Consider the following 15,733-nt stretch of genomic DNA (forward strand, 5'->3'; position numbering starts at 1 on the left):
CTATCATGAATCAACCCCAAGGCCGCCTCATTCAATCCCTTGGGTTATTCTCGGCTTTTATTCTTACGGTTAGTTCTGTCATCGGCTCCGGAGTTTATAAAAAGGTCGGGATCATGTCCATCGAACTTTTATCACCGGGACTTGTTCTGCTGGCATGGATGCTGGCTGGTTTGATATCTGTGTGCGGAGCATTGAGCAATGCAGAGATCGCAAGCATGCTGGCAGATTCAGGTGGTGAATATGTTTACTATAGGAAAATTTACAATCGCTTCTTTGCATTCCTGTATGGATGGACCGCCTTTACGGTGATCCGGTCTGCATCTCTTGCTTCCATCGCGTATGTATTTTCTCAATCATTTAATTCATTAGTACCGCTACCGGTTCTGCCCACCTACCTTTCGGAGATCTCAATCTTTGGAGTCTTCACTCCGTTTGACAATTTCGGAGTGAAGTTTCTGACCATTGCGTTGATCGCAGCGTTAAGTTTTGTCAACCTTCGCGGATTGAAAGGTGGTGAAGGACTCAGTCGCATCATCCTGATCCTGGTGGTCATTAATATTGTCATTATCATCGTTCTGGGATTGACAATTGGTGGTGGAAGTTTTGAAAATATTCAAACCAATGCAACAGGTTTTGTCGAACGGCCATGGTATGATGTAGGATTGATAAAAGGAATGTTTGCTGCGATGATCGGGGCCTTCTGGGCTTTTGAAGGATGGGCGACAACCGGCTATCTCGGTGGTGAAATAAAAAATCCGAATCGCAATCTTCCTCTCGCGTTGGTGTTTGGAGTATTGTTTGTGATGCTGATATACGTGAGCATTAACTTTACATACCTGTTTGTTCTGCCCATCGATCAGATGGTAGCGGTTAGTAAAACAGAAAACACGATTGCTGCTGTTGAAGTTGTGAAACATTTCCTGGGCGGACCGGGTGGATTATTAATTTCAATTCTGATTCTCCTGACAACGTTCGGAGCAACAAACACCACTGCGCTGATGCCTCCGCGATTGTATTACTCGATGGCACGCGAGCAAATGTTTTTTAAATCAGCAGCATACATCCATCCAAAGTATAACACGCCATCAAAAGCTTTTATCATTCAGGGGATATGGGCCAGCATTCTTGTGCTATCCGGAAGCTTTGAACAGCTGACCGACATGCTGATCTTTGCTTCCTTTATATTCTACGGATCAACAACGCTGGGTGTATTCATCCTTCGCTACAAGATGCCTGATGCACCGCGACCATACAAAGCATGGGGTTATCCGGTAGTGCCGGCATTGTTCATATTGTTCTGCATGGCATTGGTAGCGATCACGCTGATGGAAAGACCGAGAGAAGCTTTGCTTGGATTGGGATTGATGGTGACGGGAGTACCATTCTACCTTTATTGGAAAAAGAAAATCGGAGTTACCGAACAAACAACTGAGTAAGATCCGAATAGAGACCGGGTAGAGTCTGAATCACATCTGAGTAGAGATCGCGTAAGCTCCGGGTAAGCATGGGCAAGGATCAGAGATGAATCAGAGAGTCGAAGGAGATAGATCCGACATGAATCAGGGAAACATCAGAGAGTGATCAGAGGCGAATCAGAGAAGTATCAGAGACTGAAAGGTAAAATACAGGCATTTAACCGAGAGTGATCAGAGGTGAATCAGAGATTTATCAGAGAATCCAGCGTTTTTATCAGAGAATCATCAGAGAGCGATCAGAGAAACATCAGAGAAAGCAAGCAATGGTAGCTGAAAAGTCCGAGGAACGTCCGAGAAACGTTCGAGAAACACCTCAAAAAACCCTCAAATTGAGCTAAAAACGAAGAAAAGTGGGTCTCAAACCTGACATTAAATGGTAAAAGTGGCGATTTTGGGTCGATTTGGAGGTTTTTGGCAAGCGTCTGGTATAAGTCGGTTATTCAAAGGGCTTAAAACAAACTAAAAAAGCCTTTTAACGGAACCATATAGCACTAAAAAGCTATATGATGTGGCCTGATGAGCGATGAACGGCGAAGCCCTGTAGCCTTAGTGCTACAGGGACATGGATTATCACCTTCGCTGATGAGGTACTAAAATCCCTACGTTTTTGGGGCGTTTGTCGCCCGCTTCCGGACGAGGCGGTCAGTTTCTTAACAGTTTCTAACAGTTTCTAACAGATCGTGACAGTTCTTAACAGTTTGTAACAGATCGTGAGTGTTCGTGTAGTTTCGTAACAGTTCTTAACAGTTTGTAACAGTTCGTGACATTTGGTTTTGCGGCCGTTGCATATTTGGGCCTGACAAACAAACGGCATATGAAAAACTTAGACAGGAACAGAAATCACGGATTTACAGATAAAAAAGCAATACAGCTTTTGCTTGAGAAAGGAATGCAGATTGACACGAAAGATCAGCTTCGCTGATGGGTTCTATAAGCCAACGGTTTTAACCGTGGGGATGATGATAGGGTATTATCACCCCAACCATTTTAATGGTTTCAAAATTAGTCTGCGTTTAGAAAACCATTAGAAATGGTTACCGGTATTGATATCAATTTATAGCCCATGGTTAAAACCGTGGGCTATCCAATTCATCGGTTGCAATGTCTTCATAAAAAAAATGTTGCGTACCTACGGCACGCCGGTGTAAATTCTGATGATGTTGACTACAAATATTTGGTCCCTCCAGGACAGTTAACTAACGGCAATGAGAGATGTCATAGTGATTTTGATACACGACCATTAATAACCCAATGGGACATGTTTGTAGATACTGGTCCCAGCGGGACCCAATCTTTGTAGAAAGATTATGTTTAGTTCGACCAGCGTGCCGTACGCAACAATATGATGAACGATTTTATTTGAGTTTCAAAGCAAACGCACTTGGTTATGCTTCCGCAGCTTTAACTGCATCTGCCATGTAACACTAAGGCTACATGGTCACGTCATGCATTCTTTTCCAATGCAAAAGCTCCAGGCTCCTAATGCTACCCTACTTTCTCTTCACCGCCAGCAACGGGATCGTCCCCATATACGCCAGCGTACGTGTCACACTCTTTGCGAAAAGCTTTTCATATAGACTCAGATGATGCGTGAACGTCGTAAGAAGATCTGCTTTCGTCTCTTTAATATATCGGTCGATCGCCACCGTAACATCATCGTCAATGATCAACTTAAAGTCGACCTTATCACCGTAGCCAGCCTTCTCAATGATATCCTCCACCCTGTTTGCTTCCGTTTCAATTTTCTTGTCCACTGCATGAGCAACGTGAATCATGTGAACGCTTGATCCATAGATATTCGCAAATTCAACAATGATGTCAAGCTCCTTCTGAACGTTCTTCAGATCAGAAGCATAAACGATATGTTCAAGATCCTTAAACTTGGCAAAATCAGGAATGGTCAGCACCGGTACATTGACTTCATCAATCACAGCCACTGCAGTACCACCCATTCTCGCCTTCTTCAACGCTGAAGCACCGCGCGATCCCATCACTACCATGTTGGTAGGATTCTTATCCGTGAATCGCTTTACCATCTCGGCAACCGTATGGGAACGGATCGCTTTGAATTGCAGCTTGTAATTTCCTTTCACCTCGCTGCGCAATTCCTGAATCAGTTGCTCACCTTCTTCTTCAGCGATCTGCGCAAGATTTTTTTCAATCTGCTTCAACCGCATGTTGGCTTTGGGTGCGCCGTCAATTCTGATAATATTTAGGATTGTAAACTCTGCCTCCAGGGGACCCGCCAGCTTGAGAGCAAATTTCATAGCCACTTTTGAAAGAGGAGAAAAATCTGTCAAAAGAACAAGTTTAGGCGGTTTCATAGTGTGGCGGTTTAAATCAAAATTAACCTATTCCCTTCGAAGAGCAAAAAAACTACGTCCACCGACAATTTCTGTTTGAAATGAAACTTACCTTGCGATCCAATTTTAATAAACGTTCATGAGCAAGCTAATCCCCTCAGCACTTATTTCAGTTTTATGTCTTTCAGGTTTCTATTGTTCGGCACAACAACCGGATGCAAAGAGAATTCAGCAACATATCAAGATACTCGCCAGCGATTCTCTGGAAGGTCGTGGCACCGGTACCGCCGGCGGAACGCTTGCCCTTGCCTACATCCAGGATCAGTTCAAACAACTCGGACTTCAGCCAAAAGGTGATGGAAAATTATTTACACAGAAATTCGCTTTCAAGTCGGGCGTACATGGAACCGGCAATGAAGGAACAGCCTATAACGTTGTAGGTTATCTCGACAACAAAGCTGCCAACACTATTATTATCGGTGCTCATTATGATCACCTGGGCCTTGGCAACGAAGGCAGTTCACTGGAAGCCAATTCCGGTGGAAAAATCCACAACGGTGCCGATGACAACTCTTCCGGAACAGCTGGTGTCCTTGAACTTGCACGCTATTTCAAAACCAACAAGGTCACTGAAAAGAATAATTTTCTCTTTATCACTTTCTCCGGTGAAGAGCTCGGACTCTTTGGCTCCAAATTCTTTGCTGATCATCCAACCGTAGACTTCGGTAAAGTCAACTACATGATCAACATGGATATGATCGGAAGACTGGATCCTAAAAAAGGACTGGAAGTAATGGGAACAGGAACCAGCCCTTTCTGGGAACCACTATTAAAAAAGCTTAGCACAACAGAAGTTCCAATCAAAACAGATTCTTCAGGAACAGGACCTTCCGATCACACATCCTTCTATCTGAAGAACATGCCGGTACTTCATTTCTTCACCGGATCACACAGTGATTATCACAAACCTTCTGACGATTGGGATAAGATAAATTTCGAGGGCGAAGCAAGCGTGCTGAATGTTATCATCAAGGTAATTGAAGCTTCCGACAAGGAGCCAAGACTTGCTTTCTTAACTACTAAAAGCAAAACAACCATGGGCACACGATCTGCATTCAAAGTTACGTTGGGTGTAATGCCGAGCTATTCCTCTGATGAAGTAGGCTTAAAAGTAGATGGCGTTACCGATGGCAGACCTGCGAGCAAAGCCGGAATTCTTACAGGAGATGTGATCACCAAGATCGGAGACTATACTATCAAGGATATTGAGGAGTATATGGCTGTATTGGGTAAATATGAAAAAGGACAGACCGTACCAGTGATCTTGAAGAGAAAGGGTGAAACGTTGACACTGAGTCTTACTTTCTAAAATCTGTTGAGTCTTATGTGTTGGGCTGATCATGTCCAACACATAGGATATCATTTCTTCTCTACATCATGTCCTCCGAATTCATTGCGGAGAGCTGCCACAACTTTTCCGGAGAATGTATCTTCCTGCTGAGACCTGTATCTCATTAATAGTGCAAGGGTAGTAACCGGCATGGGCACGCCCATATCCAACGCTGTCTCCACCGTCCATTTTCCTTCACCGGAAGAATGCATGACACCCTTGATCGATTCAAGGTTCTTATCTTTTTCAAGAGCATGTTGTGTAAGCTCGAGCAGCCAGCTTCTAACTACTGATCCGTGATTCCAGACTTTAGCAACAGAAGCGATATCCATGGAAGGATTATGCTTGTTCATTAATTCAAAGCCTTCCGCAATAGACTGCATCATTCCATACTCGATGCCATTGTGCACCATCTTCACAAAGTGTCCACTGCCGCTCTTTCCGCAATAGAGATATCCCTGATCCACACAAATCGATTTAAATAACGGACTGCAATAATCGAAAGCTTCTTTCCATCCGCCCACCATTGTGCATATTCCATTCAAAGCACCATTGACACCTCCACTGGTTCCGCAATCCAGCAAGTGAACACCCATCTTCTCCAGTTCCTTAGCGCGGCTAATGGATTCCTTGTAGAAAGAATTTCCACCATCAATGATAATGTCATCAGCCTTCAGATAATTCTTAAGATTATTAATAATGATATCAACAACCTGTCCTGCAGGAACCATCAACCATATCACACGGCGTCCCTTGAGAGATTGGGCAAGATCATTCACGGTAGAAACAGTGGTCACTCCCTCTTTCTGGATCCTTTCCATTGCAGGTTTGCTAGCATCAAAAGCAACCACAGAATGACCATTCCGCGTCATGTTCAGTGCGAGATTGAAGCCCATCTTGCCGAGGCCAATTAATCCGATTTGCATGTTACTAACTTTAGAGTGATCAGGCGACAGCGCCACCGAGAAAGCTATTCAATGTCAGCACACCGATTAAACCCAGCACCGAAACGATCGTTTCCATCGTTGACCAGGACAAAAAGGTTTGTTTGAGGGACAAATTAAAATATTCTTTAAACATCCAGAAACCTGTGTCATTCACATGAGAGAACATAAGGCTTCCTGCACCCACGCTGAGCACCATTAATTCAGGAGATATTCCAGGGCCATGAGCCATAGATGAAACAATCCCAGCTGCTACAGTGCCCGCAACTGTGGCTGAACCAACGGATACACGAACTAATGCAGCGATCAACCATGCCATCACCAATGGTGAAAGTGAAAGCTGACCGGCACGCATCGCTACTTCCTGAGCAACACCACTATCAATCAGCACTTGCTTAAATCCTCCACCCGCTGCGATCACCAGCATGATCATTGCCATGGATGAAATGGACTCTCCCAGGAAATTCATGACCTGCTTTATCTGCATGCCCCTTCTGAAACCAAGAAAGTAGCAAGCCAGTAATAAAGAGATGAGCAAGGCAACGACAGGATCGCCGGCCAGTAATATGAATGAGTTGGTTATACCGAGAAAGCTCTTTCCAAAAGTTGCAAGTGATATCAGAAAAACCGGAAACACAGCAAGTCCAAAACTCAATCCAACAGAAGGAAGTGAAGTGAAAGTCTCAACAGGAGTGGATACTTTAATCTCGCCGGTCTTTATTCTCTTCATGAAAGAACCGAACAATGGTCCTGCAACGATAACGATGGGTAGCGCCAGCACCATTCCATATAAAAGTGTCTTACCAAGATCTGCCTGAAAGATGGATGCGATCGCCGTTGGACCAGGATGAGGCGGAAGAAATCCATGGGTCACTGATAACGCCGCAGCCATCGGAACTGCTACCCATAGCAAAGGAACTTTCGATGTGAAGGCTACAGAGAAAACCAATGGAACGAGAATGACAAAGCCTGCATTATAAAAAAGAGGGATGCCCACAACGAGTCCGGTGAGCATCATCGCCCATGGCAATCTTTCCTTTCCGAATTTACGAATGAGTGTTTCGCTGATCTGCCGCGCTGCACCGCTCATCTCAATCATCTTACCGAACATGGCACCAAGTCCCAGCACCATGGCAAGTCCACTCAGTGTATCTCCCACTCCTGTTTGAATTGACTTGATGACAAGCTCCGGAGCAATGCCAAGAGAAAGTCCGGCAATGATCGAAACAATCAATAAGGCAAGAAGCGGATTAAGCTTCAGCAAAATCAAAACCAACAACAAAACAATGCAGCCGGTAACGATCAGCAATGCCATACTTAACTGTTAGCAATCTGATTTAAAGAATGAAAATCTGATGCCAGATGAGGATAGAGGTTCTTGTAGACTGAGAAATACTGTTGATACTTTTTATGAAGGATCATATCCGGATTAAAGACACGCTCATTTGGAAATTGGAAATCACTTTCCACTTTCAAGGCTTCAAATCCAATAAGGGCAGCACCCAATGCCGACGCATCTTCTGTTCCACGGACCGTAAACTCTTTGCCAAATATATCGGCGATGATCTGTACCCAATGCGGGCTCTTGATAAAGCCTCCGCTTGCGATAACCTTTTCAAAAGATCCTGAATTCTCTTCCACTACTTCTGCAATAGAAAGAAGTGAGTATCCGACACCTTCCAGTATGGCACGCATAAAATGTTCAGTCGTGTGACGCTGACGAACACCAATGAACACACCTGAAGATTCAGGATCAAAAACCGGAGCCCGTTCTCCCAAAACAAAAGGAAGAAATATTAACCCTGCTGATCCCGGAACGACACCACTGGCACGTTCACCAAATGTTTTAACATTAACTTTCTCTTTCAGAAATTTCTCTGCGAACCACTGGACGAGAATTGCTCCATTGTTGGTGGCTCCTCCAGTGATGATGGTCTTGTCATTCAGTAAATAGTTGAATGATCTTCCCTGGGCATCGGGAGTATTCTTCGTTACTGCTTTTCGGACAGCACCGCTGGTACCAATTGTCAGTGATAAGGTCTTCTCATCCATGGCACCGCTGCCAAGATTGGCAAGGCAACCATCACTGGCACCCATTACCCACTGCACGCTGGCTGGAAGACCTAACTCCTTTGCAAGGTCTTCACTGGGATTTTCAAATACCGCTAGTGGTGAACAGGGAGTTGAAAGTTGTTCAACAGAAATTCCGGCCATCTCTACTGCCTTGTGCGACCAGGTGCGTGTAGCAATGTTGAATAGTCCGGTTGCGGACGCTATAGAGTCATCGATGATAAATTCATGAAAGAATTTTCCCCAGATATATTCTTTGATACCAATAAACTTAAATGCAGAGGCTGCAATCTGTGGTTGATTTTTTTTGATCCATCTCAACTTGCACAGAGGAGACATGGAATGGATTGGTGTACCGGTTTCTTCGTAGATCTTTTGACCACCGTTGTTGATGATCTCTATCGCCTCATTCTTGCTGCGTAGATCCGCCCAGATAATAAGTGGTGTTAGCGCTTCTCCGTTTTTATCCACGCCCATCAGACTGTGCATGGCGGTGCTGAAGCTGACAGCATCAACTTTTCCGTTGACTTTATCAGCCGCCATCTTTATAATCTTTTTGACAGCCTGAAAGATCACCTCAGCGTCCTGCTCCGCATAATCCGGTATAGGGCGTTGAGTGGTGTAAAATTCCTGGGCGTTTGCCAGTACTTCACCTTTTTGGCTAACAACAAGGGCCTTGGCACTCGTTGTTCCAATGTCTACGGCAAGGATGTATTTCAATTTTCAGGATTAAGGGTCCTGAAAAATAGAGAAACGAATTGACTAATAAAATGGATTAGCGCTTCAGGAACTTGAAAGAGCTCTGGGAATTGGAGTTGTCTTTTACTGCCAGCAGATAAACGCCGGTAGGAAGGTCTTTTACTTTGATACGAATTTCAAATTCATCAACGATCTCAGTTTCTACCTCCAATGAGTTTCCGATAATATTATGAAGGGTGAGCTTCATATTCTTTGCTGTCGGGGTCTCAAATTGTACACTGATGTAGTCTGTGGCAGGATTGGGGAAAATTTTCACCGATTTTATAGGGTCCTGACCTTGCAAAAAGGTATCACGCTGCTGGGCAACCGCAAATTGGCCCATCAAAAGCAGGAAAACACTAAAAATAATTGCCTTCACACACCTCATAATGCAGATATACGTCGTTAGATACCCTTTAGATGCAAAATGGAAGCCAAAGGTTTAAAATCTGGCGATAATTCTCCAAAAATCGTAGACGAACTGCATTAGCCAGCAAGATTTCTGAAAGCCAGGGGTAGAAACTCAATCAAATCTCCCGCAATCAGGGAATCCATTCCTTTTTCCCGGGCTGCCAGATCCCCCGCCAATCCATGAAGGAATACCCCCAGAATTGCCGTCTCTTTTGAAGAGTAATTTTGGGCCAAAAGACCTGTGAGGATTCCCGTCAACACATCACCTGTTCCACCTGTAGCCATGCCTGGATTTCCGGTGCTGTTAAAATAGACTTCACCTTCCGGTGTGGCGATGGAAGTGCAGGCGCCCTTCAGCACAATCACACACTTGATTTGTTTTGCAAGGTGAATTTGTTTCTGAAGTCGTTCGAAATCATTTTTCCATGATCCCACCAGTCTTTCAAATTCTTTTGGATGAGGTGTGAGAATACTTCCTGATGGAATTGTGTTGAATAATTCACGATTGGCACTGATCAGATTCAATGCATCTGCATCAATGACAAGGGGTTTGCCCTGATCAAGAATTTTACTGAGTGCTTTCAACGTTTCAGGTGCCTGACCTAATCCCGGTCCGATTCCAATAACATCGAAAGACTCTGTTGATGAGATCCCTGAAAAGAAATCAAGCGAATCCACAGAAGCCATGGCCTCCGGAACAGATGATTGAATGATGGAATATCCTGATTTTGGAATGTGCACGGTGAGCAATCCAACTCCAGCGCGAAGACAGGCGCGTGCAGCTAATATGCATGCACCCATCTTTCCAAAGCTTCCGGCAATTATCAATGCCTTTCCATAATCGCCTTTGTTGGAAAATACAGATCGCGTCTTCAGTATCTTACTTACTGACTTCTTTTTGAGATAAAAGTAGTGTGATGCCGATTCCTTAATGAAGGATTTATTAAGACCAATATCAACGAGATGCCATTGTCCTGTATAGGAGTTATTCTCCGGAAACATGAATGCAAGCTTTGGCAACTGAAAAGCTACTGTGTGATGTGCTTTTACAACGGCTCCTTCCGAATGCTGATCAGCAAAAAGTCCTGAAGGAATATCTACCGCAATACGAATGCAAGGATGGAGGTTAATGGCATTAATTGCTTTTGCATAAACACCTTCCGCTGAACGGGATAATCCTGAACCAAATAATGCATCAATTAGAATCGTGCATTCAGCAAAAATCTTCTCATCGGATGATTCAATGAATTCCGCAACATGGATCTTCTTTGGAAGCCGGTTCAGGTTGGCTTTGTAGTCTTCGGTCTCCTTTCCTTTTACAGGAAAGACCTTAACGGAAAATCCTGAATCGCTCAGCAGTCTTGCAATTCCTAACCCATCTCCTCCATTGTTACCGCTTCCGCAGACAATTCCAACAACGTTGAGGTGATCAAATCTCTCGGTAAACCAGATGACAAATTCCTGACAGGCTTTCTCCATCAGGTCAATGGATTTCATTCCACCTTCGCGAATGGTAAAAGCGTCCAGTTCCTTTGTCTGCTGTGTGTTGAGAATCTTAAGCACATGCAAATTTACCCTGAAAATCTGAAGATATAATCGGGCACTTATGCCTGAAGCAACTGGATCAGATTTCCGCAGGTATCATCAAAAACGGCGATGGTTACAGGCCCCATGCTTTTGGGTGCCGACTTGAAAACAACACCAAGCTTTTCCATTCGTTCATACTCCTCCTGAATATTGCTGACATTGAATACTGCCATAGGAATACCAGCGTCGAACAATGCTTTCTGGAAAACGGCAGCGGGCGCAAAGTCCATAGGTTCCAGCAACAGCTCTACTTCATCACTATCGGGAGATACAACGGTGAGCCAGCTGGCATTCCCCATTGGGATATTATGCTTCAGTTTAAACTTTAAAATATCTGTGTAAAATTTCATGGCGCGGTTCTGATCGGACACCATGACACTTGTGAGCTTGATCTGCATTTATTTCAAATATTAGTAATTGTTCAATTTTTAAAACCCATCATCCTTTGCTTCCCAAAGTTCAATCTTATTTCCTTCAGGGTCCATGATCCATCCGAACTTTCCATAGGAGTATTCATCAATCTTCCCCACAGTCTCAACGCCAGCATCTGTTAACGTCTTCATTAGTTCAGGAAGATTCTTCACTCTGTAATCCAACATACACTGTTTATTATTAGGCCCGAAGTATTCAGTATCAGATTTGAAAGGGCACCATACAGTACCTGCCGGAACTGCTGCATCCTTGTCGTTCGGATCCATCCATTTGAATACATAACCCCACTCTGTTGTGGCTAATCCCAAATGCTTGTTATACCAGGCATTGATCGTGGCAACGTCTTTAGCTCTGAAGAACACACCGCCAAGTCCGGTGACTTTTTCAGGATTGCTTTGAATCTTTGAGGATCCAGTAGTATTGGCCTGACGAAGGATGATCTTGTTTCCTTCCGGATCGAGAAGACTTACAAATTCACCATTATCGTCATTAGTGACTTCACCGAGTGTTTTGGCACCCTGCGCTTTTAACTCTTTAAGCATGGAATGAAGGTCATCCACACAATAGCTGATGACATATGACTTCTCTGTTCTGGAGAATATCTCTGAAGAAGAAGGAAGGACGTTCCATGTTGTATGATGAGCTGCCTTATCCTCAACATCAATCCAGTGAAACATCCCATTGATTCCAAGATGTTTCAAATACCAGCTTCTTAATTTATCAGGATCTTCAGATTTAATAAAGACCCCATTTATTCCTTTAACTCTACTCATGTACAATGGGTTTATTAATTATTAATTCATTCTTTTTAAGTAATACCGAACTGATCAGGCTGATCAGAATACCTACGGGCAAAATTTCTGTCAGTGTCATCCCAAATCTTAACAGCGGGTTCTTATATAATTCTTTTATCTGCTCCATTTCATCCCACAGGCTCCTTATGCCCGCATCATTCACTCCACTATTCACCGCCTTTTGCAAACGAAATGCAGTGTATTCATCCATAAAATCGCGAGCAGCAAATTTGAGATAAAATTCCCACGCCACGGCATAGCCAATGCTTGCAATTAAGGTGATCAGCAATCCAACTTTCAATGCTTCACCAAAGGTTATTAATCCCTCCAGGTTCCTGTCCCTGTGAAGTTTTATGCCTGCAAACACCATTGAGAAGGCAATCACCATCAAGACATAACCGATGATCTCTCCATTCTCAAAAGTGATTATACCACTCTTCCTGAAAGGAATCGCACCAAACATGAATGTCAGAAAAATGATACCCGCGCTCAGGCCAAATGTGAAAACTATTTTACTCATGCTCAGGTGTTAATTGGCAAGGGAGTTTTTCTGAGAAAATTCTTTTGTTTCAGGAGTGCAGCACTTAGCAACGTAAAGATTATTCCTACAGGCAGGATCTCCATCAATGTAATCCCGAAACGGATCAAAGGGTTTTTATACATCTCACCAAAGCTTTCCCATTGTTTTTTAGTCTCCTCAATTTCCTTAGGACTTGCACCGCTCTTTTCAATCTCCTCAAAACGCTTTTCCATCATCACTTTGGTGAATTCTTCACCTGTCCGTGAATAAATCACTTCCCAGGATAGTGCATACATGAGTGCACCTATCAATGCAATCAATATCCCAATCCTGGCAGCGTTAAGGAAAGTGATAATGCCATTGAGATGATTGTCGCGATACGACTTTATCCCAAAGAAAATGAGAGAAGAAGCGATGATCATAGTTGTGTAACCAATGATCTCACCATTTTTCATGGTCTCTCCCTTTTCAACCATCCCAATCGTTGCAAACATCATGGCTGAAACAATAGCTCCGGAGATCAGTCCGTAAATCAGAATTATTTTTTTCATCGGGCTTAGGCTTAGAGTTATTTTATCAATTTATATGTTACCAGGAAAAGCTTTGTGCCTGCAGTGGTCCTGAATGAAGTGGGAAACGATTCCCCCGACAAGTCATAGCAAACCGTTAGCATATCTTCCTAAAGTTTGTAAATGGCCTTGAAAACTTTGCCTTTGTTAGGGCCCTCGTTACCGGTGATCTCCATTTTATTACCCTCGAGTAATCTTGAGGTACCTCTGTCATTCTGCATTTCATACGATTCTCCGCTAAGTTTCAGGAAGATGGTTTTAGTTACTTCTGCCGGGAAAGCACTGCCTGCGAGTTCTGCACTCTGCGCCTGCCACTGACCGTCCAGATTGGGATGATTCATGAGTATTTGGATTAGGATGGAAAAGATAAAGGATGTCATTTGTTTTTCGATTTATACCTCAAAAATGAAGTGTAACGCAGGAAAAGCACTCATCCGAAAGTATGAATTTGAACTAATCGGTACTAAAGAAGGAGTTTTAAGCAGGCATCAGGCTGATGCTGTAAGAAAATAAAGTTCTTAAGGGATGAGGCGGAGTTCTTTGGCGCGTTGTATTGCCTGCGTGCGACGGCTGACATCCAGTTTCTGAAAAAGGTTTGACAAATGGGATTTGATGGTGCTGACTGAAACAAAAAGCTTGTCGGCTATCTCCTGATTGGAAAGTCCCTGGGAAATCAGTTCCAGCACTTCCTGTTCCCGCTTGCTGATGCTCAGTCGATTGAGGGTTTCGGAATCCAGTTTGAAATCCGGATACGTGACCACCACTTTTTTTCTTGTTAATCGCAACCCCACCCAGACACCCAACGCGGTAAAAAGAATAGCGATCACCCCTACATAAAATTCAATGGAAAGGTCACGGATAAAAAGTCTGTACTCAAAGTACTTGAGAACCGCTACGAGTGCAGCCAGTGAAAGTCCGTAAAGAAAAATTGTCTTTTTCATTTCCTATCCAGCCCAGCCTTCGCGATCCAGGCTTCGGTATTGAATTGCTTCTGCAAGATGCTCAACTTTAATTTCTTTTGAGTCGGCAAGATCGGCAATCGTTCTGGAAACTTTCAGGATTCTGTCATAGGCTCTTGCAGAAAGTCCAAGCCGCTCCATTGCGGTCTTTAATAATTTGACCCCCGCTTCGCTGATAACACAAATATCCTTGACCATGTTAGACGGCATCATGGCATTGCAATAAATACTACTCTGATCTTTAAATCTTTCTGATTGAATTTCCCGTGCTTTTACAACACGTTCACGGATCTGATCACTGGTATCTGATTTCCGCTGTGCCGTCATTTCATCAAAACTAACGGGCACTACCTCCACGTGCAAGTCGATCCGGTCCAGCAATGGTCCGCTTACTTTGCTGAGATAGCGTTGAACAACACCGGGACCACAAACACATTCCTTATCGGGATGATTATAATATCCACAGGGGCAGGGATTCATGCTGGCAACGAGCATAAAGTTCGCGGGATAGTCGATCGACACTTTTGCACGCGAGATGGTCACCCTGCGTTCTTCCATAGGTTGGCGCATGACTTCCAGCACCGTACGCTTGAATTCAGGAAGCTCATCAAGAAACAGTACGCCGTTATGTGATAATGATATCTCTCCGGGTTGAGGATTACCTCCACCACCGACAAGGGCTACATCAGAAATTGTATGATGAGGGCTTCTGAAGGGACGGGTAGTCAGCAAAGAAGCATCCTTACCGATCTTGCCCGCGATCGAATGAATCTTTGTTGTCTCCAGTGCTTCGTTCAATGTCAATGGCGGAAGAACGGTTGGCAATCTTTTCGCCAGCATGGTTTTACCAGCACCGGGCGGACCGATCATAATAACATTGTGACCGCCTGCTGCTGCGATCTCCAAAGCACGTTTGATATTTTCCTGACCTTGTACATCTTTGAAATCAGAGTCATAGGTATTGGCTTTGCTTTGAAAAATATCACGGGTATCAATGACCAGCGGTTCTATCTTGAGCTTTCCTTCAAAGAAATCAATTGCCTCTTGCAAAGTCTCCACACCTATCACATCCAGATTATTAACGATGGCTGCTTCACGGGCATTTGCTTTTGGCAGAACAAACCCTTTGAAGTTTTCCTTTCTTGATTGAATGGCGATAGGAAGCACACCTTTAATGGGACGAAGAGTTCCATCAAGAGAGAGCTCTCCCATGATGATATACCTTTCCATGTCAATGCCAATGATCTGACCCGAAGCCTGAAGAAGCGTTAATGCAACAGGAAGATCATAGGCGGAGCCTTCCTTTCGGATGTCAGCGGGCGCAAGGTTTACCACGACCTTATTACGTGGCATGTGAAAGCCGGCCGTCTTTATTGCAGACTCCACCCGATGCTCGCTTTCTTTTACAGCCGTGTCCGGCATACCGCTGATATACAAGTGCTGTCCCTGTGTGACATTTACTTCGACGGTGATGGTTCGTGCATCCACTCCAAAGACTGCACTCCCATAAGTTTTCGCTACCACGATCTGATTGTTATGAT

At 44.0% G+C, this 15,733-nt stretch carries 15 protein-coding genes; 2 read left to right on the plus strand and 13 right to left on the minus strand.

Annotated features, from left to right (window positions below; all coding sequences use genetic code 11):
- Nucleotides 1–5 precede the first annotated feature (5 nt).
- Nucleotides 6–1,436: an amino acid permease gene (locus HOP08_20260; GenBank protein NOT77264.1), complete on the plus strand. Its 1,431-nt coding sequence runs from the start codon at nucleotides 6–8 to the stop codon at nucleotides 1,434–1,436.
- A 1,529-nt stretch (nucleotides 1,437–2,965) separates the two neighbouring features.
- On the opposite strand, the gene HOP08_20265 is transcribed toward HOP08_20260, so the two are convergent.
- On the minus strand, nucleotides 2,966–3,799 hold the full coding sequence (locus HOP08_20265) for a universal stress protein (GenBank protein NOT77265.1): 834 nt from the start codon (nucleotides 3,797–3,799) through the stop codon (nucleotides 2,966–2,968).
- 118 nt (nucleotides 3,800–3,917) lie between these two features.
- Here HOP08_20265 and HOP08_20270 point away from each other — a divergent pair, with 118 nt between their 5' ends.
- Nucleotides 3,918–5,147 carry a M20/M25/M40 family metallo-hydrolase gene (locus tag HOP08_20270; protein NOT77266.1) on the plus strand — a complete coding sequence of 410 codons (1,230 nt, stop codon included), beginning with the start codon at nucleotides 3,918–3,920 and terminating at the stop codon, nucleotides 5,145–5,147.
- 50 nt (nucleotides 5,148–5,197) lie between these two features.
- On the opposite strand, the gene gnd is transcribed toward HOP08_20270, so the two are convergent.
- From gnd to HOP08_20330, 12 genes are all read right to left on the minus strand, one after another.
- Nucleotides 5,198–6,094: a decarboxylating 6-phosphogluconate dehydrogenase gene (gene gnd, locus HOP08_20275; GenBank protein ID NOT77267.1), complete on the minus strand. Its 897-nt coding sequence runs from the start codon at nucleotides 6,092–6,094 to the stop codon at nucleotides 5,198–5,200.
- Between the two features lie 19 nt (nucleotides 6,095–6,113).
- On the minus strand, nucleotides 6,114–7,427 hold the full coding sequence (locus HOP08_20280; GenBank protein ID NOT77268.1) for a hypothetical protein: 1,314 nt from the start codon (nucleotides 7,425–7,427) through the stop codon (nucleotides 6,114–6,116).
- Nucleotides 7,428–7,429: 2 nt separating this feature from the next.
- Nucleotides 7,430–8,902, minus strand: a complete 1,473-nt coding sequence (locus HOP08_20285) for a gluconokinase (protein ID NOT77269.1) — start codon at nucleotides 8,900–8,902, stop codon at nucleotides 7,430–7,432.
- Nucleotides 8,903–8,957: 55 nt separating this feature from the next.
- Nucleotides 8,958–9,197 (minus strand): T9SS type A sorting domain-containing protein, encoded by a 240-nt coding sequence (locus HOP08_20290; GenBank protein ID NOT77270.1) that lies wholly within the window; start codon nucleotides 9,195–9,197, stop codon nucleotides 8,958–8,960.
- Between the two features lie 209 nt (nucleotides 9,198–9,406).
- Nucleotides 9,407–10,828 carry an NAD(P)H-hydrate dehydratase gene (locus tag HOP08_20295; protein ID NOT77271.1) on the minus strand — a complete coding sequence of 474 codons (1,422 nt, stop codon included), beginning with the start codon at nucleotides 10,826–10,828 and terminating at the stop codon, nucleotides 9,407–9,409.
- 107 nt (nucleotides 10,829–10,935) lie between these two features.
- Nucleotides 10,936–11,316: a VOC family protein gene (locus HOP08_20300; GenBank protein ID NOT77272.1), complete on the minus strand. Its 381-nt coding sequence runs from the start codon at nucleotides 11,314–11,316 to the stop codon at nucleotides 10,936–10,938.
- Nucleotides 11,317–11,346: 30 nt separating this feature from the next.
- Entirely contained in the window at nucleotides 11,347–11,751 is a 405-nt protein-coding gene (locus tag HOP08_20305) for a VOC family protein (protein ID NOT77273.1), read from the minus strand.
- A gap of 364 nt (nucleotides 11,752–12,115) precedes the next feature.
- Nucleotides 12,116–12,664 carry a DUF4199 domain-containing protein gene (locus HOP08_20310; GenBank protein NOT77274.1) on the minus strand — a complete coding sequence of 183 codons (549 nt, stop codon included), beginning with the start codon at nucleotides 12,662–12,664 and terminating at the stop codon, nucleotides 12,116–12,118.
- 2 nt (nucleotides 12,665–12,666) lie between these two features.
- Nucleotides 12,667–13,215: a DUF4199 domain-containing protein gene (locus tag HOP08_20315; protein ID NOT77275.1), complete on the minus strand. Its 549-nt coding sequence runs from the start codon at nucleotides 13,213–13,215 to the stop codon at nucleotides 12,667–12,669.
- Nucleotides 13,216–13,343: 128 nt separating this feature from the next.
- Complete coding sequence (locus HOP08_20320; GenBank protein NOT77276.1) at nucleotides 13,344–13,574, minus strand: hypothetical protein; 231 nt, start codon at nucleotides 13,572–13,574, stop codon at nucleotides 13,344–13,346.
- Between the two features lie 177 nt (nucleotides 13,575–13,751).
- A complete protein-coding gene (locus HOP08_20325) occupies nucleotides 13,752–14,174 on the minus strand; it encodes a winged helix-turn-helix transcriptional regulator (GenBank protein NOT77277.1) in 423 nt (140 codons plus the stop codon).
- A gap of 3 nt (nucleotides 14,175–14,177) precedes the next feature.
- A complete protein-coding gene (locus HOP08_20330) occupies nucleotides 14,178–15,716 on the minus strand; it encodes a YifB family Mg chelatase-like AAA ATPase (protein NOT77278.1) in 1,539 nt (512 codons plus the stop codon).
- Nucleotides 15,717–15,733 lie beyond the last annotated feature (17 nt).

Source organism: Cyclobacteriaceae bacterium (genome assembly GCA_013141055.1).
Lineage (GTDB): Bacteria > Bacteroidota > Bacteroidia > Cytophagales > Cyclobacteriaceae > ELB16-189.

Bases quoted from the DNA above. Each gene is read 5' to 3' on its own strand.
- HOP08_20310 (NOT77274.1), bottom strand. From the start codon at position 12,664: ATGAGTAAAATAGTTTTCACATTTGGCCTGAGCGCGGGTATCATTTTT.
- HOP08_20280 (NOT77268.1), bottom strand. From the start codon at position 7,427: ATGGCATTGCTGATCGTTACCGGCTGCATTGTTTTGTTGTTGGTTTTG.
- HOP08_20270 (NOT77266.1), top strand. From the start codon at position 3,918: ATGAGCAAGCTAATCCCCTCAGCACTTATTTCAGTTTTATGTCTTTCA.
- HOP08_20300 (NOT77272.1), bottom strand. From the start codon at position 11,316: ATGCAGATCAAGCTCACAAGTGTCATGGTGTCCGATCAGAACCGCGCC.
- HOP08_20315 (NOT77275.1), bottom strand. From the start codon at position 13,215: ATGAAAAAAATAATTCTGATTTACGGACTGATCTCCGGAGCTATTGTT.
- gnd (NOT77267.1), bottom strand. From the start codon at position 6,094: ATGCAAATCGGATTAATTGGCCTCGGCAAGATGGGCTTCAATCTCGCA.
- HOP08_20265 (NOT77265.1), bottom strand. From the start codon at position 3,799: ATGAAACCGCCTAAACTTGTTCTTTTGACAGATTTTTCTCCTCTTTCA.
- HOP08_20320 (NOT77276.1), bottom strand. From the start codon at position 13,574: ATGAATCATCCCAATCTGGACGGTCAGTGGCAGGCGCAGAGTGCAGAA.
- HOP08_20295 (NOT77271.1), bottom strand. From the start codon at position 10,828: ATGAAATCCATTGACCTGATGGAGAAAGCCTGTCAGGAATTTGTCATC.
- HOP08_20260 (NOT77264.1), top strand. From the start codon at position 6: ATGAATCAACCCCAAGGCCGCCTCATTCAATCCCTTGGGTTATTCTCG.
- HOP08_20325 (NOT77277.1), bottom strand. From the start codon at position 14,174: ATGAAAAAGACAATTTTTCTTTACGGACTTTCACTGGCTGCACTCGTA.